Source organism: Sphingomonas sp. 66-10, assembly GCF_001897045.1.
In the GTDB taxonomy this organism is placed as follows: Bacteria; Pseudomonadota; Alphaproteobacteria; order Sphingomonadales; family Sphingomonadaceae; genus Sphingomonas; species Sphingomonas lycopersici.
Map to the genome: position 1 here is coordinate 16,556 of NZ_MKRR01000148.1, position 25,256 is coordinate 41,811.

The following is a 25,256-nucleotide window of genomic DNA, read 5'->3' on the forward strand; positions in this document are numbered from 1 at the left end:
GCGTCTCGGCCACCGCGAGCCATTCGTTGCGCGCCAGCGGCGATGTCGGGTCGAGCCTGAACCCGCGCCCGCCGACCGACGCCCAGCGCTCTCCCGAGGCATCGCGGCGACGCGCGACGCGATCGGGGAAGGCCAAGGCGATGCAGGTCGCGAGCCCGTCGCCAAAGTTCACGAAGTTCACACGAGTGGCGCGATCGGCTGGAGCGTCATGCGCATCCCCCGACCCGTTCGCGCTGAGCTTGTCGAAGGGCGTCTTCACATCACGACCGGCAGGACGCCCTTCGACAGGCTCAGGGCGAACGGTCGAGGGGTTGGGGGCGACGTGCCCAAGCCGCGCCCAGCGCGCCGCGAGGCCGCGCGCGTCCTGCGCCTTGCGCCCGCGATCGCCGCGCCAGCGCCGCAGCCTCAGCTCGAGATCGGGGTCGTTGCCGCCCAGCCCACGCTCGCCGAGCAGCACCGCAACTTCCGCCGCGGTCTCGGCCAGCCCGATCTCCCCGGCGCGGATCAGCATATGCGCGAGCCGCGGCGGCATCGGCAGCACCGCGACCGCGCGGCCGTGCGCGGTGGGGCGGCCGTCGGCGTCGATCGCATCGAGCGCGGCGAGCCGGGCGCGCGCCTCGGCCACCGCGGCGTCGGGCGGCGCGTCGATCCACGCCAGATCGCGCGGATCGGCGACCCCCCAGATCGCGCTCGCCAGCACCAAAGCGGAAAGATCCGCCTCCAGGATTTCGGGCGGATCGAAGCGCGGCAGCCCGGCGGTCGCCGCCTCTTCCCACAAGCGATAGGCGACCCCCGGCCGCTGGCGCGCGGCGCGACCGGCGCGCTGGGTCACCGCGGCCTGGCTGGCGCGCTCGGTGACGAGCCGCGTCATGCCCGCCGCGCGATCGTAACGCGGGCGGCGCGCCAGCCCCGAATCGACCACCACGCCGATCCCGTCGAGCGTCAGGCTGGTCTCGGCGATCGAGGTGGCGAGCACGAGCTTGCGCGCGCCGTCCGGCTCGGCGCGGATCGCGGCGCGCTGCGCGGCGGGATCGAGGCTGCCGTGGAGCTTGTGGAGCGTGACGCCGGGGATATTCTCCAGCCGCTCGGCGGTGCGCTCGATCTCGGCGACGCCGGGGAGGAAGGCGAGCACCCCGTCCTGCGTCTCGCGCAACGCCTGGCGAACCGCGGCGGCCATGGCGTCTTCGATCCGCGTCTCGCCGGTGCGGCCCAGGTAGCGCAGTTCGAGCGGCCAGCTCCGCCCCTCGCTCTCGATCACCGGCGCGTCGCCGAGCAGCCGCGCGAAGCGCGCGCCGTCGAGCGTCGCCGACATCGCTAATAACCTGAGATCAGGGCGTAATCCTGCCTGCGCATCGATCGCCAGCGCGAGCCCGAAATCGCCGTCGAGGCTGCGTTCGTGGACTTCATCGAACAGCACTGCGGAGATGCCCGCGAGTTCGGGGTCGCTCTGGATGCGCGCGACGAAAATGCCCTCGGTCACCACCGTGACGCGGGTCTGCGCGGAACGCTTGCTGTCGAGCCGCGTGGCATAGCCGAAGGTCCGCCCGACCGGCTCCCCGGCGAGCGCCGCCATCCGCTCTGCCGCGGCGCGTGCGGCGAGCCGGCGGGGCGAGAGCAGCAGCACCTCGCCCGTGCACCAGTCTTCCGCGATCAGCGCCGGGGCGACCGCGGTGGTCTTGCCCGCCCCCGGCGGGGCGACCAGCACCGCCGCCGATCGCTCGCGCAGGGCGGCGAGCAGATCGGGCAAAACGGCGTGGATGGGCAGATCGTCAGCCAACAGACTCCGCCGCGAGCTGCTTCAGATCGACCTGCGGGCGCGCGCCGAAATGGCTGATCACCTCGGCCGCGCAGATCGCGCCGAGCCGCAGCGATTGCGCGAGATCGCGCCCCTCGGCCTGCGCGTGGAGGAAGCCTGCCGCGAACAGATCGCCCGCGCCGGTGGTGTCGACCACCTTCTCGACCGGGGCGGCGGGGACGTGGACGCGCTCCCCGCCCGCGATCGCCAGCGCGCCGCGCTCGCTCAGCGTCACGACGAGCAACGGCACCTTCGCCTGCACCGCGGCGATCGCCGCCTCGACATCGGCGGTTTCGGTGAGCGACATGATTTCCGCCTCATTGGCGAACAAAACATCGATCAGCCCGTGGTCGATCAGCTCGTGGAACGCGCCGCGGTGGCGCTCGATGACGAATTCGGCCGAGAGCGTGAAGGCGACCTTGCGCCCCGCCGCGCGGGCGACGTCGATCGCGGCGCGCATCGCGGCGCGCGGCTCCTCCGGATCCCACAGATAGCCTTCGAGATAGAGGTAATGCGCATCGGCGATCAGCGCGCGGTCGAGCGCCGCGGCGGGGAGATAATGCGACGCGCCGAGGAAGGTGTTCATCGTGCGCTGCCCGTCGGGGGTGACGAAGATCAGGCAGCGGCCGGTGGTCGGCTGGCCGGGGCGCGTCGCGGTGTCGAAGCGGATGCCCGCGGCGCGGATGTCGTGCGCGAAGACCGCGCCGAGCTGGTCGTCGGCGACCTGCCCGATGAACCCGCACTTGCCGCCCAAGGAGGCGATGCCGGCGATCGTGTTCGCCGCCGATCCGCCCGAAATCTCCTGCCCCGGCCCCATCTTGGCGTAGAGAGCATCGGCTTCCTCGGGGGAGAAGACGAGCTGCATCGCGCCCTTGGTCATCCCGTTGTCGGCGATGAATTCGTCGGTGGCGGGGGCGAGGATGTCGACGATCGCATTGCCGATCGCCACCACGGCGTAATTGGGGCTGGTCAAAATGGGTGTCTCCGAATCTCTGGGTGCGGCCGTTGGGCGAACGCAAACGAGCGGTGCGTTAAGCGGCAAAGCCGATCAGGGCAACTGTCGGCGCCCCGGCACCCTTGTGCTCCCGCGAAGGCGGGGACACAACGGAATGCGGGGGACGCCGCATCTTGCGCAACCGCCTGCTGCCGTTGCATCCCTTTGACAATGTTCGGCGCACTCGCCCTGTCGGTGGCCCAATTGGGCGATCCGCGTATCCTGCGCGTGCTGGGCAAGAGCCTGTTGCTCACGCTCGCGCTGTTCGTGCTGCTCGGCGTCGGCTTGTGGTGGGGCGTCGAGACGTGGCTCGCGCAAAGCGAATGGCATGACGAGATCGCCTCCGCCGCGACGATCGTCGGGCTCGCGCTCGCCTTCTGGTTCCTGTTCCGCGCGGTGGCGATCGCGGTGATCGGCATCTTCGCCGACGAGGTGGTCGCGGCGGTCGAGGCGCGGCATTATCCCGCCGCGCTGGCGAGCGCGCGGCCGGTGCCGCTGCATCGCGCGCTGATGATGGGGCTGGGATCGGCGGCGCGGGTCGTGGCGATCAACCTGCTGCTGCTCCCGCTCTATGGCGTACTGCTCGTCACCGGTGTGGGCACCGCGGCGTTGTTCTTCGCGGTCAACGGCTGGCTGCTCGGGCGCGATCTCGGCGATATGGTCGCGGCGCGGCATATGGATGCGGCGACATTGCGCGCGTGGCGCCGGACGAACGGCGCGCGGCGCTTCCTGCTCGGGCTTGCGGCGACCGGGCTGTTCGTGGTTCCGCTGCTCAACATCCTCGCGCCGGTGCTCGGCGCGGCGATGGCAACGCATTTCTTCCACCGGGGACGGACATGAGGTTTTCGATTTTGGCGGGCGCGGTGCTGCTGGCGGGCTGCGCCTCGACCGCGACCACCGCGCCGCCGGCGACCCCCGCGGCGGTCGCCCTGCCCTATACGTCGAGCGGGCTCGAACGCGTGATCGGGCAGGATGCCGCCGCGCTGGTCAAATTGTTCGGCCAGCCCGACGCCGACGTGCGCGAGGGCGATGCGCGCAAGCTGCAGTTCCAGAGCCGCATCTGCGTGCTCGACGCCTATCTCTATCCGCGCGGCAACGAACAGCGCGTCACCTATATCGACGCGCGCGAGCCCGACGGCAGCGCGATCGACCGCGCAAGCTGCGTCTCGGCGCTGACGCGACGGGGGAAATAGGGGGATTTCCCGCTTCCCTACTTTCTCCCCTCCCTGGGGAAGGGAAGGGGGAAAGTAGGGAAGCGCCTAGATCCGCTTGCCGAACCAGTGCGGCGTCACATCCGCCTCGACCAAGGGATTGTCGGTATCGACATAGCCCTCGGGATCGAGGTGGATCAGCACCTCGACCTTGGGGAAGGCATCGCGCAGCCGCTGCTCGACGTTGACGACGATCTCATGCGCCGCGGCGACGGTCAGGTCGGCCGCCACCTCCATATGGAATTGCGCGAAATCGTGGCTGCCCGAGCGGCGCGTGCGGAAATCGTGGATGCCGCGGATCCCCGGCGAGCGCGCGGCGACCTCGATATAAGCGGCGCGCTGGTCCTCGGGCCATTCCTTGTCCATCAGCTGGTCGATCGCCTGGCTCGACGCCTGGAACGCCCCCCAGGCCAGCCACAAGGCGATGACGATGCCGAGCACCGGATCGGCCCAGCTCCACCCGACGAGCTGATCGAGCACCAGCGCGACGATCACCGATCCGTTGAGCAGCGCATCCGACTGGTAATGCAAATTGTCGGCCATGATCGCGACCGATCCGGTGCGGCGGATGATGTGCCGCTGATACCACAGCAGCAGCAACGTCGCGGCGATCGCCAGCACCGACACGGTGATGCCGAGCCCGGCGTCGTGGGTCGGCTCGGGATTGCGCAGCGCGGCGATCGCGCGCCAGGCGATCGCCGCGGCGGAGGCGGTGATCAGCGCGACCTGGAACAAGGCGGCAAGCGCCTCGGCCTTGCCGTGGCCGAAGCGGTGATCGTGATCGGCGGGCTCGGCGGCGAGCTTGACGCCGTAGAGCGTGACGAGACTGGCGAGCAGATCGAGCGCGGTATCGGCGAGCGAGCCGAGCATCGCCACCGATCCGGTATGCCACGCGCCATAACCCTTGAGCAGCAACAGCGAGGTCGCCATCGCCACGCTGGCGAGCGCGGCGCGCATCGCCAAGGGGATGATGCGGCGGCGTTCCTCGCCGGTCATGGGTAGAGCAACCCTTCGCTCCACCCGCCCGCGCCGTCCGGGAGGAACAGCCGGCGCTCGTGGAGGCGGTGCGCGCGGTCCTGCCAGAATTCGATCCGCTCGGGGACGACCCGATACCCGCCCCAGAAGGGCGGGCGCGGCACGTCCTGCCCGGCGAAGCGCGTTTCCATCGCCGCGAAGCGCGCCTCAAAGGTGGCGCGCGCATCGAGCGGGCGCGACTGATCCGAGGCCCAGGCGCCGAGCTGCGAATCGCGGCTGCGCGTCGCGAAATAGGCGTCGCTCTCGGCATCGCTCGCCAGCGTCACCGCGCCCTCGATGCGAATCTGGCGGCGCAGCGATTTCCAGTGGAACAGCAACGCGGCATGCGGGTTCGCCGCGAGCTCGCCGGCCTTGCGCCCCTCGCGGTTGGTGTAGAAAACGAAGCCGTCGCGGCCATGCCCCTTGAGCAGCACCATGCGCACCGACGGGCGCCCTTCGGCGTCGGCGGTCGCCAGGGCCATCGCATTGGAATCGTTCGGCTCGCTCGCGCGCGCCTCGGCATACCAGGCATCGAACAGGGCGAAGGGATCGTGGGTCATCCGCGCCCACATAGCGCCGCGTCGCGGGCTTTGCCATCGCGCGCGTCTTGAGCGCGCCTTGTCAGAGGCCTAGAGGGGCGGCCACAGATTTTCGGAGTCCCCATGGCAGGCCATTCCAAGTTCAAGAACATCATGCACCGCAAGGGCGCGCAGGATAAGAAGCGCTCGGCGGCATTCTCCAAGCTCAGCCGCGAAATCACCGTCGCGGCGAAGATGGGCACGCCCGATCCCGACATGAACCCGCGACTGCGCGCCGCGGTCAACGCGGCCAAGGCAGCATCGATGCCCAAGGACAATATCGCGCGCGCGATCGACAAGGCAACGCGCGGCGACGCGGAGAATTACGAGGAAGTGCGCTACGAGGGCTTCGGCCCCGGCGGGGTAAGCCTGATCATCGAGGCGCTGACCGACAACCGCAACCGCACCGCGACCAATGTGCGCACCGCCGTAAGCAAGAACGGCGGCAACCTCGGCGCGTCGGGCTCGGTGAGCCACGGCTTCGATCGCATGGGGCTGATCACCTATCCGGCGAGCGCGGGCGACGCGGAAAAGGTGTTCGAGGCGGCGCTGGAGGCGGGCGCGGAGGACGTCCAGTCGAGCGAGGACGGGCACGAGATCTGGACCGCGCAGGCCGACCTCCACGAAGTCGCACGCGCGCTCGAGCCGGTGCTCGGCGAACCCGAAGGCGCCAAGCTCGCGTGGCGGCCGCAGACGATCGTGCAGGTCGACGAAGGCGACGCCGCGACCCTGTTCAAGCTGATCGACACGCTCGACGACGACGACGATGTCCAGCAGGTGTGGGGCAATTACGAAGTCTCCGATGAGGTGATGGAAAAGCTCGGCTGAGAGCATGTGTGTCCCCGCGAAGGCGGGGACCCAGGGTGAAGGAATAGGACGCTGGTGATCGAGGGACTGGGTCCCCGCCTTCGCGGGGACACACGGGGCGGCAACTCCCCTGAAGGGGAGGGGCTTTGATCATTCTCGGCGTCGATCCCGGCTTGAGCACGACCGGCTGGGGGCTGATCCGCGCCGAGGGCAACCGGTTGTCGCATATCGCCAACGGCAAGATCACCACCGATACCGCCGAACCGCTGGCGCGGCGGCTGGCGTATCTCGATTCGGTGCTCGCCGCGCTGATCGTCGATCACGCCCCCGATGCCGCGGCGGTGGAGGAGGTGTTCGTCAACGCCAACCCGCAATCGACGCTCAAGCTCGGGCAAGCGCGCGGGATCGCGCTGCTCGCGATCGCCCGCGCCGGGATCGAGCCGGGCGAATATGCCGCGCGGCTGGTCAAGAAAGCGGTGGTCGGGGTCGGCAACGCCGAAAAGGCGCAGGTTCACGCGATGGTCGCGCGGCTGCTGCCCGGCGCGAAGATCGCCGGGCCCGACGCCGCCGACGCGCTCGCGGTGGCGATCACCCACGCGCATCACCTTGCCAGCCGGCGCGCGGGGATCGTTTGAAGCTGGCTCTCCCCTCCCTGGAAGGGAGGGGAGCGAGACCAGGCAGGCGCTACGCAAAAAAACCCCGCCGGCGCGAACCGGCGGGGTGCCTCCCACATACTCCCGGGGGCCAAGTGAATGTCGTTACAGTGCGGATAATCGCATCGCCGGCGATCAACCGCCAGTAAACCTTTGTAATCACGGCGAACCGCGGAAACGGCGGTGCGATCATGCGCAACGCCCGGCATTAAAAGCCGCTTCCGCCGCCCGCCTGTTCCGGTTATGTCCCGGCCATGCGCGTGCGCCTCACCTTTCTCACCCGCCGCGATTCATGATCGCGCACCTCAAGGGCCGGCTGGAATCGACCGGGGTTGATTATGCCGTGATCGACGTCGGCGGGGTCGGCTATCTCGTCGGCGCCTCGTCGCGCACATTGGCGGCGATCGGGCCGGTCGGCGAGGCGTGCATCCTGTTCACCGAGATGCTGGTGGGGGAGGATTTCATCCGCCTCGTCGGCTTCGCGCGTGCCGAGGAGCGCGACTGGTTCCGGCTGCTCACCGGGGTACAGGGGGTCGGCGCGCGGGTCGCGCTGGCGATCCTGTCCGCGCTCGAACCCGCCGATCTCAACCGCGCGATCGCGGCGCAGGATAAGGCGATGGTCGCGCGCGCCAATGGTGTCGGGCCGAAGCTCGCCGAGCGGATCGTGCGCGAATTGAAGGACAAGGCCGGCGGCATCGCGCTCGGCCCGGGCGGCGGCGCTGCGCCGGCGGCGGCGAGCGGCGCAGGGGCGGATGCGGTGTCGGCTTTGCTCAATCTCGGCTTCCGCCCGGCGGAGGCGAGCGCGGCGGTCGCTTCGGCGGAGGAGGAACTGGGGCCGGGCGCGACGCTCGACGCGCTCGTGCGGCTCGCGCTGCGTAAGGCGGCGCGATGACCGACAGCGATCGCCTGATCACCCCCGCCCGCCGGCCGGAGGATGTCGATGCCGCGCTGCGCCCCAAGACGCTCGACGAATTCGTCGGGCAGAAGGCCGCGCGCGAGAATCTGCGCGTGTTCATCCAGGCGGCGAAGTCGCGCGGCGATGCGCTCGATCATGTCCTGCTGTTCGGCCCGCCGGGGCTCGGCAAGACGACGCTGGCGCAGATCGTCGCGCGCGAAATGGGGGTCGGCTTCCGCGCCACCTCGGGGCCGGTGATCGCCAAATCGGGCGATCTCGCCGCGCTGCTGACCAATCTCGAAGACGGCGACGTGCTGTTCATCGACGAGATCCACCGCCTCCAGCCCGCGGTGGAGGAAGTGCTCTATCCCGCGATGGAGGATCGCGCGCTCGATCTGATGATCGGCGAAGGACCGTCGGCGCGATCGGTGCGGATCGATCTGCCGCGCTTCACCCTCGTCGGCGCGACGACGCGGCAGGGGCTGCTCACCACCCCGCTGCGCGACCGTTTCGGCATCCCGGTGCGGCTGCAATTCTATACGATCGACGAGCTCGAACATGTCGTGTCGCGCGCGGCGCGGCTGCTCGATCTGCATATCGCGCGCGACGGCGCGGCGGAGATCGCGCGCCGCGCGCGCGGCACCCCGCGGATCGCGGGGCGGCTGCTGCGGCGGGTGCGCGATTTCGCCAATGTCGCCGGGGTCGCGGAGGTCGACGCCAAGGCGGCTGATCGCGCGCTCAACCGGCTGGAGGTCGACCAGCTCGGGCTCGACGCGATGGACCGCCGCTATCTGACGATGATCGCGGACATTTATCGCGGCGGCCCGGTGGGCGTGGAAACGCTCGCCGCCGGCCTGTCCGAGCCGCGCGACACGATCGAGGAAGTGATCGAACCCTATCTGATCCAGCTCGGCCTCGTCGCGCGCACCGCACGCGGGCGGATGCTCAACGCGGGCGGGTGGAAGCACCTCGGGCTCAACCCGCCCGCGGGGGCGCAGGACGGGTTGTTCGACTGAGCGTACGCCCTCCCTCTTCTTCTGCTCCCCTCCCTGGTGAAGGGAGGGGCTGGGGGTGGGTGGGGGTTACCGATCCGCTTCCTCGCAGGCCAACCCACGCCCGATCCCTCCCTTCACCAGGGAGGGGAGCAGAAGAAGGGAGTAACGCCCGAACAAAGCACCCATTTCGAATTTACAAAGCACATAATGTTGCGTGGCACCCAAGGCTTCGGTCTGATAGCTGTCCCCTATGCCGCTTTCCGCCGCCGCCTCCGCCCGAGAGATTCTCGTCCGCCTCCACGATGTCATGGCCGCGCGTTCGAACGCGCAGGCCAAGCTCAACCAGGTGGCGGAGATTATCGGCGAAGCGCTGGAGAGCGAGGTCTGTTCGATCTACTTGCTGCGCGAAGGCGTGCTCGAATTGTTCGCGACCCGCGGGCTCGATCCGAGCGCGGTCCATGTCACCAAGCTCGCGTTGGGCGAGGGGCTGGTCGGGACGATCGCCGAGGATGTCGAGGTGCTCAACCTCGACGAGGCCGCCAGCCACCCGCATTTCGCCTATCGCCCCGAAACCGGCGAGGATCGTTTCCACAGCTTCGCCGGGGTGCCGATCATCCGCCGCGAACGGGCGGTGGGGGTGCTCGCCGTCCAGCATAGCGAAGCGCGCAAATATGCCGATGTCGAGATCGAAGCGCTGCAGACGGTGGCGATGGTCCTTTCCGAACTGATCGCCAATGCCGGGCTGATCGACGGCGACGGCGGCCCCGCCGGCGGGGCGAGCCCGCAATCGACCGCCAGCGTGCGCATCGCGGGGCAGAAGCTGGTCGACGGGATGGCGGCGGGCTATGCCGTGTTCCACCAGCCGCGGATCACGATCGAACATACCGTCGCCGAGGATATCGAGGCGGAGCGGCACCGCGTCTATGCCGCGTTCGACAAGATGCGCGAGCAGATCGACCGCATGACGCGCGAGGCCGAATTCGGCACCGGCGGCGAGCATGAGGAGGTGCTCGCCACCTATAAGATGTTCGCTTACGACGAAGGCTGGGGCCGGCGGATCAACGAGGCGATCGATTCCGGGCTGACCGCCGAAGCGGCGATCGAGCGCGTCCAGCAGCGTACCCGCCAGCGGATGCGCCAGATCGACGATCCCCTGCTGGCCGACCGGATGCACGATCTGGAGGATCTCTCCAACCGATTGCTCAGGATCGTTTCGGGGCAGATGGGCACCGCGGCGCAAATGGGGCTGCGCACCGACACGATCCTGATCGCGCGCAATCTCGGCCCGGCCGAATTGCTCGAATATGATCGCCGCCGGCTGAAGGGAGTGATCCTCGAGGAAGGCTCGCTCACCGCGCACGTCACGATCGTCGCGCGCGCAATGGGGGTGCCGGTGCTCGGCCGGGTGCGCGACGTGCGGCGGCTGATCGCCGACGGCGACCTGCTGCTGCTCGACGTCGGCGAGGGATCGGTGCTCGTCCGCCCCTCGAGCGCGATGGAGGAGGCGTTCGAGGCCAAGCTCGCGCTGCGCCAGAAGCGCCGCGCCGCTTATGCCGCGCTGCGCGAGGTCGCGCCGGAAACCCGCGACGGGAAGCGCATCACGGTGATGGTCAATGCCGGCCTGCGCGACGACGTGGCGTCGCTCGACCTGACCGGCGCCGACGGGATCGGCCTGTTCCGCACCGAATTCCAGTTCCTCGTTTCCGCCACCCTCCCCGCGCGCGAGCGGCAGCAGCGGCTGTATCGCGAGGTGCTCGATGCGGCGGGGGACCGCCCGGTGGTGTTCCGCACGATCGATATCGGCGGCGACAAGGCGCTCCCCTATCTGAAGGACAATCCCGCCGACGAGGAAAACCCGGCGATGGGGTGGCGCGCGCTGCGGCTCGGGCTGGAGCGCGACGGGCTGATGAAGGTGCAGGCGCGCGCGCTGCTCGAGGCTGCCGCCGGGCGCACGCTCAACGTGATGTTCCCGATGGTCTCCGAAGCGTGGGAATTCGACGAGGCGCGCGACCTGTTCGAGGCGCAGCGCGACTGGCTGACGCGGCGCGGCCGCCGCCTGCCCAACGAGATCCGCTACGGCGCGATGCTCGAAGTGCCGAGCCTTGCCTATCAGCTCGATCTGCTGCTGCCCAAGCTGCAATTCCTGTCGGTCGGCACCAATGATCTTACGCAATTCCTGTTCGCCGCCGATCGCGCCAATCCCAAGCTCGCCGAGCGCTACGACTGGCTCTCGACATCGATCCTGCGCTTCGTCGCGAGCGTCGTCGCGCCGGCACGTGCGGCGGGGGTGACGCTGACGGTGTGCGGCGAGATGGGCGGGCGTCCGCTGGAGGCGATGGCGCTGATCGGGCTGGGGATCGAACGGTTGTCGATCACCCCCGCGGCGGTCGGGCCGATCAAGGCGATGGTCCGTTCGCTCGATCACGCCGCGGTGGTCGCGGAGATGCAGCGGCTGCTCGCCAGCGGTCCGCGTGATTTCCGCGGCGCGCTGAGCGAATTCGCCGCGGCGCAGCGGATCGAATTAGGGTGAGTTTCCGCGCCGCCGTGCCGGGTCAGCCCCGGTATGGCGACGGGTAGAAAAGCGCGGAACTTGGGTCGATCCGTCCCAATCGTCGGCCCGCCCGATTGACACGCTTGTCGGGCTTTGGGACAGGTGGAAAAAATCGCGGGCAAGGGAGCGTTGCCCGCGCCGGAGACTTCCATGACCGACGCCGCAAACGGCGAACAGAATGCGCTTATTCCCCGCTCGGTCGGCGAGCGGCTGCGGAGTGCGCGCGAAAAGCAAAAGCTTGCGCTGGCGGAGATTGCGGCGCGCACCCGCGTCCCGCTGCGGCATCTGGAGGCGATCGAGAACGGCAGCTACGATTCCCTCCCCTCCCCCACTTATGCGGTGGGGTTCGTGCGCGCTTATGCCCGCACGGTGGGCGAGGACGAGGTGTCGCTGGCGCGCGACACGCGCGAGGAAGTGGCGCGGATCGGCCGGCCGGTCGCGCAATATCAGCCCTATGAGATCGCCGATCCGGCACGGGTGCCCTCGCGCGGGGTGGTGATCGTCGCCGCCGGTGTTGCGCTCGCGGTGGTCGTGCTCGCGGTGCTGTGGTTCGCGGTCGGCATGTGGCGCAACAGCGGCGGCGCGGAGAGCGCGAGCGTCGCCAGCGCCCCCGCGGTGGTCGCCCCGGTGCCGACCGCCACCCCGGCCGCGGCGCAGAACCCCGCCAGCGGGCATGTCACGCTCACCGCGACCGATGCGGTGTGGCTGCGCGTCTATGACGCCGACGACAAGACATTGTACCTCGGCACGATGAAGGCCGGCGACAAGTTCGACGTGCCGGCCGACGCCAAGGATCCCAAGATCAACGTCGGCCGCCCCGACAAATTGACCGTGACGCTCAACGGCTCGGCGCTGCCGCCGCTCGGCGACGGATCGCGCCCGATCAAGGGCATCGCGGTGAGCGCCGCGGCGCTTTCGGCGCGCGTCTCCGGCACGCCGGCCGCGGCCCCGGCCGCCGGCGCCGCCGCCGCACCGACATCGACCCCGGCGCGCCCGGCGGCCTTTACCGATCCGAAACCGGCAGCCCCCGCGCCGGCCGCCAATAGCGCGGCACCGGCCGGTACGCCGCCGGGGCAATGAAGCCCTTGCTGACAGACCGCGTCCGCGCGGTGGGGCATCGTGCGTTTGATCGGGATCACACCGAAACCTCATTGTGCTCCCGCGAAGGCGGGAGCCCAGACTGGGTCCCCGCCTTCGCGGGGACACAAGTTAGCGACCTCCGCCCCGGCGCAGGCCGGGGCGGATTAGGTTTTGCGCACGACGCTCTAGGGGATGAACATGCGTAATTTGGTGTTGTTGGCGGGCGCGGCGATCTGCGTGGCGGCGCCGGCCTTCGCGCAATCAGGGCTCGAGGGCCGCGTCGGGCGGCTCGAAAGCGAAATGCGCGCGGTGCAGCGCAAGGTGTTTCCGGGCAACGGCCTGCCGCCCTCGGTCGAGCCGCAGATCACCGCCGCCCCGCCGCCGGGGCGCGAGATCGGCTCCCCCGCGACCGCGCCGCTCGCCGACCTTACCCAAAGGGTCAATCTGCTCGAACAGCAGGTCACCAACCTGACCGGGCAGGTCGAGCAGACGCAATATCGCATGCGCCAGCTCGAGGAGCAGTTCACCGCCTATCGCAAGGAAACCGACGCGAAGATCGCCGGGGGCGCGGGCGCCGCGCCGGTCGCCGGCGGCATCGGCGGCGGTGAGGAACCAGGCGCCGCGCCGCCGCCGGGGCGCAAGCCGACCACGCCGCCGCCGGCCCCCGCCGCGCCCGCTCAGGCGGGCAAGGATCCGGCGCGCGCCGGGCGGCTCGCGGCGATCGAAAAGCCCAATACGTCGCAGCCCGACGAGGACGATTATATCTACGGCTACCGGCTGTGGAATGCGAAGCTCTACCCCGAGGCGGTGACCCAGCTCAAAAAGGTGGTGGCGGATTATCCGCGCTCGCGCCGCGCCAGCTATGCGCAATATCTGATTGGCCGCACCTATCTCGACGACGGCAAGCCGAGCCTCGCCTCGATCGCTTTCTACGACAATTACAAGAAGATGCCCGACGGCGAGCGCGCGCCGGAGAGCCTTTATTATCTCGGCCAGTCGCTGATGAAGCTCAACAAGCCGGCCGATGCCTGCAAGGTCTATGGCGAGCTGAGCGACGTCTATGGCGCAAAGATCAGCACGCAGATGCGCGGCGATATCGAGCGCGCGCGCACCGCGGCGAAGTGCAAGTGAGCGGGTGGGGCGCCCCAGAACACGGCGCCTCACATTAGGGTAAAACCGCTTATCCCGTTCGGGCTGAGCTTGTCGAAGCCCTGCCCTTCCTCGCCAAGCAGGGCAGCCCTTCGACAAGCTCAGGGCGAACGGATATTTTTTGCGCATGACATCCCAGGTGCCGATGATCGCCCCTGCCGACCTCGATCGCTTCCGCGCCGATCTCGCGCGCCTCGAAGCCACCGGACGGCTGGCGATCGCGGTGTCGGGCGGGGCGGACAGTATGGCGCTGCTCACGCTCGCATATGCCGCGCTGCCGGGGCAGATCGTCGCGGCGACGGTCGACCACCGCCTCCGCGTCGCGGCGGCCGATGAGGCGGCGATGGTCGCCGCATATTGCGCCGCGCTGGCGGTTCCTCACACGATCCTGACGCCCGAGGCGCCGATCGCCGGCGCCAGCATCCAGGCGCAGGCACGCGAGGCGCGTTATGCTTTGCTCGCGCGCTGGGCACGCGACGCCGGCGCGCTCGCCCTGCTCACCGCACATCACGCCGACGATCAGGCCGAGACCTTTCTGATGCGCGCCGTGCGCGGGTCCGGCGCGGCGGGGCTCGCGGGGGTACGCGCGCGCGCCACGATCGCGGGTTTCCCGGTCCTGCGCCCGTTGCTCGGCTGGCGGCGCGACGATCTGCGCCGCATCGCCACCGACGCCGGCGTACCGTTCGTCGACGATCCCAGCAACGCCGACGCGCGCCACGACCGCACCCGCTTCCGCGCTCTGCTCGCCGAGACCCCGGCGCTCGATCCCATCGCGCTCGCCCGATCCGCCGCCGCGCTGGCTGAAGCGGAGGCGGCGCTGGTCTTCGTCACCGACCGACTGTGGGCCGAGCGCACGCGCGATCCGACCCCGCATCGTCATGCCGGGCTCGACCCGGTATCCGGCGCAGCAGACGGTGACCTTCGTGGCTCTGGATACCGGGTCGAGCCCGGCATGACGGCGAAGGGTGCCGCGGAAGAATCACCCCTCACCCTCGATGTCAGCGACCTCCCCCGCGAGCTGCGCCGCCGTCTCGCCCGCCGCGCGATCGGCGAGACGCGTGCGCGTCACGCCATTACCGTCCCCGAATGGAGCGATGCCGCCAATATCGAGCCGCTGCTCGACTCGCTCGCCGCGGGAACATCGGCTACACAGGCCGGCGTGATGCTGACACCGCACGGCGAAATCTGGACGGTTACCAAAGCGCCGCCGCGTCGATCAGCTTGATCGAGGTTGTTCCATTGCCATTAACCTCCCGTCGCCTACATTGGGGCGGTGAAAGGTAGCGTATGATCGACAAGGACAAGCAGCCCGGCCCCGAGAATAGCGGCGGCGGCCCCAATCCGTGGATGAAGAGTCTGCTGATCTGGGTCGGCATTCTGCTCGCGCTCGCGCTCGTCGTCACGCTGTTCGACGGCAAGACGCCCGCGCCGCAGGGCAATACGATCGCCTATTCGGCCTTCCTCGACAAGGTCGACGAAGGGACCGTGAAGGAGGTCAACGTCAGCCGCGACCTCATCACCGGCACGTTCAAGTCGGGTGACAAGTTCAAGACCTATCCGGTCACCGATCCCCAGCTCACCGATCGCCTGCGCAAGGCGAGCGTGGCGATTTCGGGGCGGCCGGAGGAATCGCCGTCGATCTGGCAATATGTGCTTGTCCAGGCCCTGCCCTTCCTGCTGTTCCTCGGCATCGCCTTCTTCGTGATGCGCCAGATGCAGAAGGGCGGCGGATCGGGCGCGATGGGCTTTGGCAAGAGCCGCGCGCGGATGCTGACGCAGAAAGAGGGCAAGGTCACCTTCGACGACGTCGCCGGCATCGACGAAGCGCGCGAGGAATTGCAGGAAATCGTCGAATTCCTGAAGGACCCGTCGAAATTCGCGCGGCTGGGCGGCAAGATTCCCAAGGGCGCGTTGCTGGTCGGCTCGCCCGGCACCGGCAAGACCTTGCTCGCCCGCGCGATCGCCGGCGAGGCGGGGGTGCCCTTCTTCACCATTTCGGGCTCGGACTTCGTCGAGATGTTCGTCGGCGTCGGCGCGAGCCGCGTGCGCGACATGTTCGAACAGGCCAAGAAATCGGCGCCGTGCATCGTCTTCATCGACGAAATCGACGCGGTCGGCCGGCATCGCGGCGCGGGGCTCGGCAACGGCAATGACGAGCGCGAACAGACGCTCAACCAGCTGCTGGTCGAGATGGACGGGTTCGAGGCGAACGAAGGCATCATCATCATCGCCGCGACCAACCGCCCCGACGTGCTCGATCCGGCTTTGCTGCGCCCGGGCCGGTTCGACCGGCAAGTCGTGGTGCCGCGCCCGGATATCGAAGGGCGCGTCAAGATCCTCGAAGTCCATATGAAGAAGGTGCCGCTGGCGCCCGACGTCGACAGCCGCACGATCGCGCGCGGGACGCCGGGCTTCTCGGGCGCCGATCTCGCCAACCTCGTCAACGAGGCGGCGCTGATGGCGGCGCGCAAGGGCAAAAGGCTCGTCGCGATGGCCGAGTTCGAGGAAGCCAAGGACAAGGTCATGATGGGCGCCGAGCGGCGCTCGATGGTGATGACCGAGGACGAGAAGCGCATGACCGCCTATCATGAGGCGGGGCACGCGATCGTCGCGCTCCACGAAACCGCGTCGGACCCGATCCACAAGGCGACGATCATCCCGCGCGGCCGCGCTTTGGGGATGGTGATGCGGCTGCCGGAGCGCGATTCGTACAGCTATCACCGCGACAAGATGTACGCGAACCTCGCGGTGGCGATGGGCGGGCGCGTCGCCGAGGAAGTGATCTTCGGCTACGACAAGGTCTCGTCGGGCGCCTCGGGCGACATCCAATACGCCACCGGGCTGGCGCGCGACATGGTCACCAAATGGGGCATGTCAGACAAGGTCGGCCCGGTCGAATATTCGCAGCCGGAGGGCGAGAGCTTCCTCGGTTATTCGGCGTCGCAGCCGGTGCGGATGTCGAACCAGACGCAGCAGCTGATCGACGACGAGATCCGCTCGATCGTCGAGGGCGGGCTGAACCGCGCCAAGCAGGTGCTGAGCGAGCATATCGACCAGCTCCACGCTTTGGCCGGGGCGCTACTCGAATATGAGACGCTGACCGGCGACGAGATCAAGAAGCTGATCGCCGGCGAGGAAATCGGGCGGATCGACAACGGCCCCAAGACGACGATCGTCGCGGCGGCGGGCACCTCGGTGCCCAAGACGCGGCGGCCGACCGGGCCATTCGGTAACCCCTCGCCCGCCGGGACCTGACCGGGCGGACGAGACTGAAACGAAAAACCCCGGCGTAACCCGCCGGGGTTTTTTGTTGATCCCCGTCATCCCAGCGCAAGCTGGGATCTCGGGCGGCAAGGGCGACGCCTGCGGCACGCGATCCCAGCTTGCGCTGGGATGACGGTGGGCGGAGCCGATGCGCCCTACCCCACCCCCATATAAACCAGCAGCACCGAGAAGATCGGGATCACCCCGCACAGGATCATCAGGCTCAGCAGCGCGGTGCGGATGCCGGCCGTCAGGCGGCTCAGGCGATAGGCGCCCTTCAATTGCTTGTAGATATGCACCGGCGGGATGATGCCCGCCGCGGTCCACAGCATCCATTCGGGCACCCCCGCCGCGGCGAGCACCGCCAGCACCACCGTCAGCAGCGACATGAAGGTCAACGAATAAGTGGTGAACACCGCATGGTCGTACAGCCCGTAGCGCCGGCTGAACGGAAACAGCAGCCACACGAACGGCAGCGAGATCGGGATCAGCGCCCAGCTGTATTTATACGCGCTGTTCTTCATCTTGTAGAGCAGCAGCTCGGGGTTCTCGCGCGCGTGGCGCATCCTGGCCTCGAACCAATTTTCGTCGGGCAGCGGTGCTTCGGCGGCGGCGGCGCCCGGCGGGCCGCCGAGCACTTTCTGCGCATTGCCGATCGTGCGCGCGGCTTCGTCGGCCTTGCCGATCCGCTGCTGCAGCGTGGCGATGCGGGCCTGATCGGGATCGGCCTTGCGCTGTTCCTTGGCCAGCTTGGCGCGCGCCTCGTTCGCCATCGCGGCGGCGCGCCTGTTCTCCTCGGCGAGCTTGGCGCGCGCCTGCATGATCCCGCCGTTGACCCCGGGCTTGAGGAAATTCCCGCCGTCCATATGCCAGCCGGGCAGGCTGGCGACGATCGCGAACATCAGGAACACCGCGAACAGGAAGATCGCCAGCGGCGAGACGAAGCGCATCCGCTCGCCCGCGATATAGCGCCGCGTGAGATCGCCCGGATGAAACGCGAGCATCGGCAAGGTACGCCAGATCTTGCCGTCGAAATGGAACACGCCGTGCGCGATATCGTGCCCGATCGCGCCGAGCGTGCGATGGACATGCCCCGCCTGGCCGCAGGCGTGGCAATGCGTGCCGATCAGCGTGGTGCCGCAATTGAGGCAGACCCCGCTATCGTGGCCGCCGTGCGCGGCGCGATCCTCCGCCGGCTCGACCGCGCGCGCGATCAACGCCCCGGTGGCGATATCCGCGCCCGCTTCGATCCCTGTCATCCCTGCCCCCCTTTTTCGCCGGCGGGAAATACCGCCGGCACGCGGGCTTGGCAAAGGGATAGCGAAGCCCCGGCATCACCGCCGAGGCTTCACCGTCGGCGATCTCACCGCCCCTGTTCGAGCAGCACTTCGGCGATCTGCACCGCATTGAGCGCGGCGCCCTTGCGCAGATTGTCCCCCGCGACGAACAGCGCGAGGCCGTGCGCGACGGTGGGATCGCGGCGCACGCGACCGACGAACACCGGGTCCTTGCCGGTCGCGTCGAGCGGGTTGGGCACCTCGGCCAGCTCGACCCCTTGCGCATGCGCGAGCAATTCGGTCGCCTGCGCCGGGGTGATCGGCCGCTCGAATTCGACGTTCATCGAGAGCGAGTGGCCGGTGAACACCGGGACGCGCACGCAGGTCGCGGAGACCGCCAATCCGGCAATGCCGAGGATTTTGCGGCTCTCGTCGCGCAGCTTGATCTCCTCCTCGGTATAGCCTTCCTCGGCCATCACATAATTGAGCGGGACGACGTTATAGCCGATCGGCACCGCCCACTTTTCCGGCTCGCCGAGATCGACCGCGCCGCCGTCCCGCGCCAGCGCGGCGCTCCCCTCGGCGCCCGCGACGATCTGGCGGTGCAGGACGTTGACGCCCTCCATCCCGCCGCCCGACACCGCCTGATAGGTGCTCGCGACGATCCGCTTGAGCCCCGCCGCATCGTGGAGCGGCTTGAGCACCGGCATCGCCGCCATCGTCGTGCAATTGGGGTTGGCGATGATCCCCTTGGGCAGTTCGCGCAGCGCCTCCGGGTTGACCTCGGCGACAACCAGCGGAACCTCGGGATCGCCGCGCCACGCCGAGCTATTGTCGATCACCACGCCGCCCGCCGCCGCGACCTTGCCGGCCAGCGCCTTCGAGGTGGAGCCCCCGGCGGAAAAGAAGACGATATCGAGCCCGGCGAAATCGGCGGTCTCCGCATCCTCGACCACGATCTCAGCGCCGCGGAACGGCAGCGTCGAGCCCGCCGAGCGTGCCGAGGCGAACAGCCGCAGCGAGGTCAGCGGGAAATTGCGCTCGGCGAGCAGCGACAGCATCATGCCGCCGACAAGGCCGGTGGCGCCGACGACACCGACATTGAGGCGATCGGGCGAGGTGCGGAAAGAGGTCATTGAAACGCGTCTCCTGTCTTGAGCGGAGGCGCGGGGTTGGTTTCGGACTTGTCGTTCAAGGCCGCCCCGCGCTTCGGCGGGGCTGTGTCCGGTGGCCTGGGGTTAAACCGTCAGCACGACCAGACCGCCCCGCTCGCGCGGGTCGGCTTGGTGCTAATGGTTTTGACCATCTGAAACATCACGCGGACCGATATCGTGTCCGCGCAGGTCTGTAAATCGTAATTTTGTGTCCCGGCGGTCAGTATTTGGTGAGTTCGACCGGCATCTTGCGATAGCCGTGGACGAAGCAGGCCGAGACGCGCTCGACCCCGCCGGTCAGGTTCACCCGCATCCGGCGCTTGGCCATTTCCTCCATCAGGATGCCGACCTGTAATTCGGCCAGCCGTGCGCCGACGCAGCGGTGGATGCCGTGCCCGAAGGCGAGATGGCGCCGCGCATTCGGGCGATCGACCACGAGCTTGTCGGCATCCCCGCCGAACACCGTCTCGTCGCGATTGGCGGAGATATACCAGAGCGCGAGCTTGTCGCCGGCCTTGATCTCTTGCCCCATCAGCTCGGTATCCGCGGTCGCGGTGCGGCGCATGTGCGACAAGGGGGTCTGCCAGCGGATCGTTTCGCTCACCGCATTGGGGATCAGCGCCGGATCCGCCTCGAGCTTGGCGCGCTCGTCGGGGAATTGGTCGAGGCCATAGACCAGCCCCGACATCGTGTTGCGCGTCGTATCGTTGCCGCCGACGATCAGCAGGATCAGGTTTCCGATGAATTCGAAATGATCCATGTGGCTCATCGCGTCCGAATGGATCATCATGCTGATCAGATCCGGCGTCTGCGGCTTGCCGACCTTCTGGTTCCACAGATTCTGGAAATAGGCCCCGCATTCATACATATATTCGAGCCGCTGCTTGCGCAGCTCCTCGCTCTTGACCAGTTCGATATCGCCCGCCCAGTCCGACCAGAAGGTCAGCTTGCGGCGATCCTCCCACGGGAAATCGAACAGGATCGCCAGCATCTGGGTGGTCAGCTCGATCGAGACGGTATCGACCCAGTCGAATTCCTTGCCCCACGGCAGGCTATCGAGCACCTCCTCGGTGCGGCGGCGGATATCCGCCGACATGCGCACCATTTCCGACGGGGTGAACGCCGGCGAGACGGTGCGGCGCTGGCCGGTGTGCACCGGGCGATCGCGCGCGATGAACATCGGCATGCGCACGTCCGAATCCTCGATGAAGTCGGCGAGCGTGATGCCCCCCGCTTCGGACGAATAGAGATCGGGCAGCGACTCGACCTCGACGATCGGCTTGTAGGTGGAGACCGACCAATAGGTGCCATAGGCCGAATGCTCGGTCTTATAGACCGGCGCGGTTGCGCGCAGTTTTGCAAAGGGTTCGTGCCACGTATCGTCGCGGTACAGCTCCGCCCGGCTGACATCGAGCGGATCGACGTCAAAGGTTTCGAGCGCGTTCGTCGCCAACGTAGCCATGGCTATCTCCTCATCCTGGCACAAGGAAAGCCATAGCTGACACAAATGTCAATAGCCGACGCGCTCGCGGGTCCGGCCGGATCGGCCGAACAGTTTGCGCCACGCGCCGGCCGGACTGCCCGATTGCAGCACGCCGCGGCGGAACAGCCGCGCGCCGATCATGATGAAGATCGCCACCCACAAGGCCTGCCAGCCGAGCGCGAGCAGATGCGGCCAGATTTCCGGTTCGATCGCGGCGCGCCCCGCCATCGCGAAGGGCGAAGACAGCGGTACCACCGCCGCGACCAGCGCGATCGGCGCATCGGGGTTCGCGGCGGCGGCGGAGGAGAGACCGAACATCGCGACCTGCACGATCGTGATCGGCAGCGACAGCATCTGGATCTCGCGCATCGTCGAGGCCTGCGCGCCGACCCCGAGGAACACCGAGCCGAGCAACAGATAGGCCATCGTGAAATAAGCGACGAACAGCAAGGCGAACGGCACCAGCCCGACCGCCGGGGTAAAGGCATCGAGCCCGTCCGGCAGCATCGCGCCGATCTGGCTCAGCACCACGCCCCAGAAAGCGACGAACATCGCCGCCACCCCGAACATGCCGAGCAATTTGCCGAGGAATACGCTTTCCAGCGGCACTGCGGCGGCGAGCACCTCGATCACCTTGTTGTTGCGCTCCTCCGCCATCGTCCCGACCACCTGCCCCGACAGGAACAGGGTGAGGAAGAACACCCCGAACACCGCGAGGAACCCGGAGGCGCTGCGCCCGCCCGCGCTCGGCGCGCCGCGCGGCGCGATGCTGATCTCCGGGACGGAGCGCGCCGCCGGATCGCGCGACATGCGCAACGCGCGATCGGCAAGCGCGGCGAGATAGGCCGCATCGTGCCGCGCATCGCCGGCGCGCACGATCTGCGGGCGATCGAGCGGCCCGGTCAGCACCGCCTCGACATCGGTGCCGGCGCTGGCGAGCATCTCGCGCGGCGCGGCGGCATGGCCCGACGGCGCGCGAATCTCGAGCGTCGGCGGACGGGCATCGCGCGGGAACAACGGGCGGAGCGCGGCATCGGCATCGCGCAGCAACGCCGCCTCGCGCGCGGGGGCGATCGCCACCAGCCGCGCCTTGGCTGCCGATCCGGCAGACGCGTTCATCGCCCCCAGGCTGCCGATCGTCGCGAACGACCCCATGATCACCGGCGCGAGCAGGAACAGGAGGAAGATCGGGGTGAATACCGTCGCGACGAAATCGCGCCGGGCGATCGTCAGCGTCTGGCGGAGCGCGCGGGGGAGCCTCATGCCGACATTCCGACGAACGAGATGTGCTCCCGCGAAGGCGGGAACCCAGACTGGGTCGCCGCCTTCGCGGGGACACAAGCGGGTGCGGGAAAGCGGGCGTGGCTCACGCTACCTCCTCCCGCGCGGCATCGCCGACGATGCGGACGAACGCCTCGTGGAGGCCGGGGCGTTCGATCGACAGCCCGGAAATGCCGTAGCCCGCATCGATCAGCCGGCGGAGCAGGCCTTCGATCCCGTCGCGCGGCAATTCGAACCGCCACCCCTCCCCCGCCGGCACGGCATCGGGCGGCAATTGCGCGCGGATCGCCGCATCGGGGAAATGCGGCACATAATGCACCTGCTGCGGCAGCAGCGCGCGCGCTTCCTCCACCGTCCCCTCGAAACGGCGGGTGCCGCCTGCGATGATCGCCAGCCGGTCGCACAGCCGCTGCGCGTGCGCCATGACATGCGTCGAGAACAGGATCGTCGCGCCGCGATCGCGCTCGGCGAGGATCAGCGCCTCCAGCCGCTCCTGATTGACCGGATCGAGCCCGGAGAAGGGTTCGTCGAGCACGATCAGCTCGGGCTGGTGGACGACCGAGCCGAGCAATTGAACGAGCTGCGCCATCCCCTTCGAAAGCTTGCGAATCTTCTGATCGGCAGCATGGCCGAGGCCGTTCGCCTCGAGCATCGCCACCGCGCGCCGCCGCCCCTCGGCCCAGGGCAGCCCGCGCAGCGCGCCCATGAAGGCGATCGCCTCGCGCGCCTTCATCGCGGGATAGAGTCCCCGCTCCTCGGGGAGATAGCCGACGAGATCGCTCGCCGCGCGCGGATGCCCATAGCCGAGCAGCGTGCGGCTGCCCTCGTCGGGCTCGATGATGCCGAGCAGCATCCGCAGCGTGGTCGTCTTGCCCGCGCCATTGGGGCCGAGCACGCCATAGACCATCCCCTGGGGAACGATGAGATCGACGCCGTCCACGACGCGCCGTCCGCCGAAACGCTTGACGAGGCCAGTGGCGGTGATCGCTGGAGTGTCGCTCATGCTCTCCTCCATGTGCTAGCGGGAAAAGGTGGAAGTAAATACTCCCCTCGACATTCGACTGAAGGAGAAGGCGGCCGAGCTCGGTTTCGCCGCCTGCGGCATCGCGCGCGCCGATGCCGCGCCGCGCACCGCCGAACGACTGCACCAATGGCTCGCCGAGGGCGCGCACGGCGACATGCTGTGGATGGAGACGCGCGCGCATCAGCGCGAAAGCCCCGCGGCATTGTGGCCCGAGGTGCAAAGCGTGATCGCGCTCGGGATGAGCTATGCCCCACGCGAGGACCCGATGCGGCTGGCGGGCGAAACCGCGCGCGCGCGGATCTCGGTCTATGCGCAGGGGGTCGATTATCACGATATCGTCAAGAAGGCGCTCAAGGCGCTCGCGCGCTGGCTGGTCGCGGAGGCGGGGGGCGATCTCAAGGTATTCGTCGATACCGCGCCGGTGATGGAAAAGCCGCTGGCAGCGGCCGCCGGGCTCGGCTGGCAGGGCAAGCACACCAATCTCGTCAGCCGCACCGACGGGAGCTGGCTGTTTCTCGGCGCGATCTACACCACGCTGTCGCTGACGCCCGACGTGGCGGGGCGGGACCGGTGCGGCTCGTGCGACGCGTGCCAGCGCGCCTGCCCGACCGATGCCTTTCCCGCGCCCTATCGGCTCGATGCGCGGCGCTGCATCTCCTATCTCACGATCGAGCACGCCGGGCCGATCCCGGTGGAATTCCGCGCGGCGCTGGGCAACCGCATCTACGGCTGCGACGATTGCCTCGCCGCCTGCCCGTGGAACAAATTCGCCGAAGCGGCGCGCGCCAACCGCGCCTTCCTGCCGCGCGCGGAACTCGCCGCGCCGCGGCTCGCCGAATTGCTCGCGCTCGACGATGCGACGTTCCGCCAGGTGTTTTCGGGATCGCCGATCAAGCGCATCGGGCGCGATCGCATGATGCGCAACTGCCTGATCGCGGCGGGGAATAGCGGGGACGCCGGATTGCAGGCGGCGGTGGCGCCGCTGCTCGACGACCCGAACGAGGTGGTGCGCGAGGCGGCGGGTTGGGCGATGGAAAGGCTTGCCCATCCCCGTTCGGGCTGAGCTTGTCGAAGCCCTGCCCTTTTCTTCCGCGGAAAGAAGTGCAGCCCTTCGACAAGCTCAGGGCGAACGGCGATAGGGCGTTAACCCCTCACGCCGCCTTGCGCATCTCCAGCCGGTCCCAGATCTCGACCAGCGCCTGGGTCAGCTCGCGCATCATCGCTTCGCTATGCGTCGGGCCGGGGGTGAAGCGCAGCCGTTCGGTGCCGCGCGGCACGGTGGGGTAATTGATCGGCTGGACGTAGATTCCATATTCGGCGAGCAGGATATCGCTGATCTTCTTCGCCTTCACCGGATCGCCGACCTGCACCGGGACGATATGCGTCTCGCCCAGCATCACCGGCAGATTGGCCTCGACGAACATCGCCTTGAGCTTCGCGGCGGCTTCGTGCTGCCCGTCGCGCTCGACCGAGCTCTGCTTGAGGTGACGCACGCTCGCCAGCACCCCCGCCACCAGTACCGGCGACAGCGAGGTGGTGAAGATGAACCCCGGCGCATAGCTGCGGATCACGTCGATGATCACCTTGTCGGCGGCGATATAGCCGCCCATCACGCCGAACGCCTTGCCCAGCGTGCCCTCGATGATCGTCAGCCGATCGGCCACCGCGTCGCGCTCGGAAATCCCGCCGCCGCGCGCGCCGTACATCCCGACGGCATGGACCTCGTCGAGATAGGTCAGCGCATTATATTTGTCGGCCAGGTCGCAGATCGCCGCAATCGGCGCGACGTCGCCCTCCATCGAATAGACGCTCTCGAACGCGATCAGCTTGGGCAGCGACGGATCGGCCGCGGCGAGCAATTCCTCGAGATGCGCCAGATCGTTGTGGCGGAAGACATGCTTCTCGCAGCCCGAATTGCGGATCCCCGCGATCATGCTGGCGTGGTTGAGCTCGTCCGAAAAGATGATGCAGCCCGGCAGCACCTTCGCCACCGTCGCCAGCGTCGCCTCGTTCGAGACATAGCCCGAGGTGAAAAGCAGCGCGCCTTCCTT

22 protein-coding genes are annotated in these 25,256 nt (G+C 68.5%); 12 read left to right on the forward strand and 10 right to left on the reverse strand.

The annotated features are described in order from the left end of the window. Together hrpB and BGN95_RS22055 are read right to left on the reverse strand one after the other, a co-directional pair. Positions 1-1,780: ATP-dependent helicase HrpB (gene hrpB, locus BGN95_RS22050; RefSeq protein ID WP_502688334.1), on the reverse strand; the 1,780-nt coding region annotated here is incomplete at its 3' end. After that, positions 1,770-2,768: an adenosine kinase gene (locus BGN95_RS22055; RefSeq protein WP_179510933.1), complete on the reverse strand. Its 999-nt coding sequence runs from the start codon at positions 2,766-2,768 to the stop codon at positions 1,770-1,772. The genes hrpB and BGN95_RS22055, both read right to left, overlap by 11 nt. Positions 2,769-2,960: 192 nt before the next feature. Between BGN95_RS22055 and BGN95_RS22060 the strand changes: the two genes are divergently transcribed. Then, positions 2,961-3,629: an EI24 domain-containing protein gene (locus tag BGN95_RS22060; RefSeq protein WP_179510932.1), complete on the forward strand. Its 669-nt coding sequence runs from the start codon at positions 2,961-2,963 to the stop codon at positions 3,627-3,629. Beyond that, positions 3,626-3,982 (forward strand): hypothetical protein, encoded by a 357-nt coding sequence (locus BGN95_RS22065; RefSeq protein ID WP_179510931.1) that lies wholly within the window; start codon positions 3,626-3,628, stop codon positions 3,980-3,982. The genes BGN95_RS22060 and BGN95_RS22065 overlap by 4 nt, the downstream gene beginning before the upstream one ends. 66 nt (positions 3,983-4,048) lie before the next feature. On the opposite strand, the gene BGN95_RS22070 is transcribed toward BGN95_RS22065, so the two are convergent. Continuing rightward, a complete protein-coding gene (locus BGN95_RS22070; RefSeq protein ID WP_179510930.1) occupies positions 4,049-4,996 on the reverse strand; it encodes a cation diffusion facilitator family transporter in 948 nt (315 codons plus the stop codon). Then, on the reverse strand, positions 4,993-5,574 hold the full coding sequence (gene pdxH, locus BGN95_RS22075) for a pyridoxamine 5'-phosphate oxidase (protein ID WP_265268532.1): 582 nt from the start codon (positions 5,572-5,574) through the stop codon (positions 4,993-4,995). The genes BGN95_RS22070 and pdxH overlap by 4 nt, the downstream gene beginning before the upstream one ends. 102 nt (positions 5,575-5,676) lie before the next feature. Between pdxH and BGN95_RS22080 the strand changes: the two genes are divergently transcribed. The 9 genes from BGN95_RS22080 (at position 5,677) to ftsH (ending at position 16,977) form a co-directional block, all read left to right on the forward strand. Continuing rightward, positions 5,677-6,420 (forward strand): YebC/PmpR family DNA-binding transcriptional regulator, encoded by a 744-nt coding sequence (locus BGN95_RS22080; protein WP_179510928.1) that lies wholly within the window; start codon positions 5,677-5,679, stop codon positions 6,418-6,420. Positions 6,421-6,545: 125 nt separating this feature from the next. Then, on the forward strand, positions 6,546-7,034 hold the full coding sequence (gene ruvC / locus BGN95_RS22085; RefSeq protein ID WP_286774009.1) for a crossover junction endodeoxyribonuclease RuvC: 489 nt from the start codon (positions 6,546-6,548) through the stop codon (positions 7,032-7,034). Between the two features lie 310 nt (positions 7,035-7,344). Beyond that, on the forward strand, positions 7,345-7,944 hold the full coding sequence (gene ruvA / locus BGN95_RS22090; protein WP_179510926.1) for a Holliday junction branch migration protein RuvA: 600 nt from the start codon (positions 7,345-7,347) through the stop codon (positions 7,942-7,944). After that, positions 7,941-8,963 (forward strand): Holliday junction branch migration DNA helicase RuvB, encoded by a 1,023-nt coding sequence (gene ruvB, locus BGN95_RS22095; RefSeq protein ID WP_265268529.1) that lies wholly within the window; start codon positions 7,941-7,943, stop codon positions 8,961-8,963. Before ruvA ends, ruvB begins: the two co-directional genes overlap by 4 nt. Positions 8,964-9,192: 229 nt before the next feature. Further along, the gene (ptsP, locus tag BGN95_RS22100; RefSeq protein WP_179510924.1) at positions 9,193-11,472 is read left to right on the forward strand and encodes a phosphoenolpyruvate--protein phosphotransferase; all 2,280 of its coding nucleotides are present in this window, start codon (positions 9,193-9,195) and stop codon (positions 11,470-11,472) included. Positions 11,473-11,643: 171 nt separating this feature from the next. After that, positions 11,644-12,573, forward strand: a complete 930-nt coding sequence (locus tag BGN95_RS22105) for a helix-turn-helix domain-containing protein (protein WP_286774010.1) — start codon at positions 11,644-11,646, stop codon at positions 12,571-12,573. 198 nt (positions 12,574-12,771) lie between these two features. Beyond that, complete coding sequence (locus BGN95_RS22110; RefSeq protein WP_265268527.1) at positions 12,772-13,704, forward strand: tetratricopeptide repeat protein; 933 nt, start codon at positions 12,772-12,774, stop codon at positions 13,702-13,704. A gap of 145 nt (positions 13,705-13,849) precedes the next feature. Continuing rightward, positions 13,850-14,947 (forward strand): tRNA lysidine(34) synthetase TilS, encoded by a 1,098-nt coding sequence (tilS, locus tag BGN95_RS22115; protein WP_265313232.1) that lies wholly within the window; start codon positions 13,850-13,852, stop codon positions 14,945-14,947. A 62-nt stretch (positions 14,948-15,009) separates the two neighbouring features. Then, a complete protein-coding gene (gene ftsH / locus BGN95_RS22120) occupies positions 15,010-16,977 on the forward strand; it encodes an ATP-dependent zinc metalloprotease FtsH (protein ID WP_179510920.1) in 1,968 nt (655 codons plus the stop codon). A 164-nt stretch (positions 16,978-17,141) separates the two neighbouring features. Here ftsH and BGN95_RS22125 read toward each other — a convergent pair whose 3' ends face one another. The 5 genes from BGN95_RS22125 to BGN95_RS22145 all read right to left on the reverse strand — a co-directional run bounded on the left by BGN95_RS22125 (position 17,142) and on the right by BGN95_RS22145 (position 23,184). Further along, positions 17,142-18,245, reverse strand: coding sequence for a DUF3667 domain-containing protein (locus BGN95_RS22125; RefSeq protein ID WP_286774011.1), 1,104 nt, complete (start codon positions 18,243-18,245; stop codon positions 17,142-17,144). A gap of 104 nt (positions 18,246-18,349) precedes the next feature. After that, the gene (locus BGN95_RS22130) at positions 18,350-19,399 is read right to left on the reverse strand and encodes an aspartate-semialdehyde dehydrogenase (RefSeq protein WP_179510917.1); all 1,050 of its coding nucleotides are present in this window, start codon (positions 19,397-19,399) and stop codon (positions 18,350-18,352) included. A 238-nt stretch (positions 19,400-19,637) separates the two neighbouring features. Further along, positions 19,638-20,879, reverse strand: coding sequence for a cytochrome P450 (locus tag BGN95_RS22135; RefSeq protein ID WP_286774012.1), 1,242 nt, complete (start codon positions 20,877-20,879; stop codon positions 19,638-19,640). A gap of 48 nt (positions 20,880-20,927) precedes the next feature. Further along, a complete protein-coding gene (locus tag BGN95_RS22140) occupies positions 20,928-22,163 on the reverse strand; it encodes an ABC transporter permease (RefSeq protein WP_286774013.1) in 1,236 nt (411 codons plus the stop codon). Positions 22,164-22,266: 103 nt separating this feature from the next. Beyond that, complete coding sequence (locus tag BGN95_RS22145; protein ID WP_265268522.1) at positions 22,267-23,184, reverse strand: ABC transporter ATP-binding protein; 918 nt, start codon at positions 23,182-23,184, stop codon at positions 22,267-22,269. A gap of 28 nt (positions 23,185-23,212) precedes the next feature. On the opposite strand from BGN95_RS22145, the gene queG reads away from it, so the two are divergent. Then, on the forward strand, positions 23,213-24,268 hold the full coding sequence (queG, locus tag BGN95_RS22150; RefSeq protein ID WP_286774014.1) for a tRNA epoxyqueuosine(34) reductase QueG: 1,056 nt from the start codon (positions 23,213-23,215) through the stop codon (positions 24,266-24,268). 88 nt (positions 24,269-24,356) lie between these two features. Here queG and hemA read toward each other — a convergent pair. Next, positions 24,357-25,256, reverse strand: a 900-nt coding sequence (gene hemA, locus BGN95_RS22155) for a 5-aminolevulinate synthase (protein ID WP_286774015.1), incomplete at its 5' end; no start/stop codon positions are given.

What these genes read in the sequence shown, in the direction of transcription:
- BGN95_RS22060 (WP_179510932.1), top strand. Translation starts at nt 2,961, where the DNA reads ATGTTCGGCGCACTCGCCCTGTCGGTGGCCCAATTGGGCGATCCGCGT.
- BGN95_RS22065 (WP_179510931.1), top strand. Translation starts at nt 3,626, where the DNA reads ATGAGGTTTTCGATTTTGGCGGGCGCGGTGCTGCTGGCGGGCTGCGCC.
- BGN95_RS22070 (WP_179510930.1), bottom strand. Translation starts at nt 4,996, where the DNA reads ATGACCGGCGAGGAACGCCGCCGCATCATCCCCTTGGCGATGCGCGCC.
- pdxH (WP_265268532.1), bottom strand. Translation starts at nt 5,574, where the DNA reads ATGACCCACGATCCCTTCGCCCTGTTCGATGCCTGGTATGCCGAGGCG.
- BGN95_RS22080 (WP_179510928.1), top strand. Translation starts at nt 5,677, where the DNA reads ATGGCAGGCCATTCCAAGTTCAAGAACATCATGCACCGCAAGGGCGCG.
- ruvA (WP_179510926.1), top strand. Translation starts at nt 7,345, where the DNA reads ATGATCGCGCACCTCAAGGGCCGGCTGGAATCGACCGGGGTTGATTAT.
- ruvB (WP_265268529.1), top strand. Translation starts at nt 7,941, where the DNA reads ATGACCGACAGCGATCGCCTGATCACCCCCGCCCGCCGGCCGGAGGAT.
- ptsP (WP_179510924.1), top strand. Translation starts at nt 9,193, where the DNA reads ATGCCGCTTTCCGCCGCCGCCTCCGCCCGAGAGATTCTCGTCCGCCTC.
- BGN95_RS22105 (WP_286774010.1), top strand. Translation starts at nt 11,644, where the DNA reads ATGACCGACGCCGCAAACGGCGAACAGAATGCGCTTATTCCCCGCTCG.
- BGN95_RS22110 (WP_265268527.1), top strand. Translation starts at nt 12,772, where the DNA reads ATGCGTAATTTGGTGTTGTTGGCGGGCGCGGCGATCTGCGTGGCGGCG.
- tilS (WP_265313232.1), top strand. Translation starts at nt 13,850, where the DNA reads ATGACATCCCAGGTGCCGATGATCGCCCCTGCCGACCTCGATCGCTTC.
- ftsH (WP_179510920.1), top strand. Translation starts at nt 15,010, where the DNA reads ATGATCGACAAGGACAAGCAGCCCGGCCCCGAGAATAGCGGCGGCGGC.
- BGN95_RS22125 (WP_286774011.1), bottom strand. Translation starts at nt 18,245, where the DNA reads ATGACAGGGATCGAAGCGGGCGCGGATATCGCCACCGGGGCGTTGATC.
- BGN95_RS22130 (WP_179510917.1), bottom strand. Translation starts at nt 19,399, where the DNA reads ATGACCTCTTTCCGCACCTCGCCCGATCGCCTCAATGTCGGTGTCGTC.
- BGN95_RS22135 (WP_286774012.1), bottom strand. Translation starts at nt 20,879, where the DNA reads ATGGCTACGTTGGCGACGAACGCGCTCGAAACCTTTGACGTCGATCCG.
- BGN95_RS22140 (WP_286774013.1), bottom strand. Translation starts at nt 22,163, where the DNA reads ATGAGGCTCCCCCGCGCGCTCCGCCAGACGCTGACGATCGCCCGGCGC.
- BGN95_RS22145 (WP_265268522.1), bottom strand. Translation starts at nt 23,184, where the DNA reads ATGAGCGACACTCCAGCGATCACCGCCACTGGCCTCGTCAAGCGTTTC.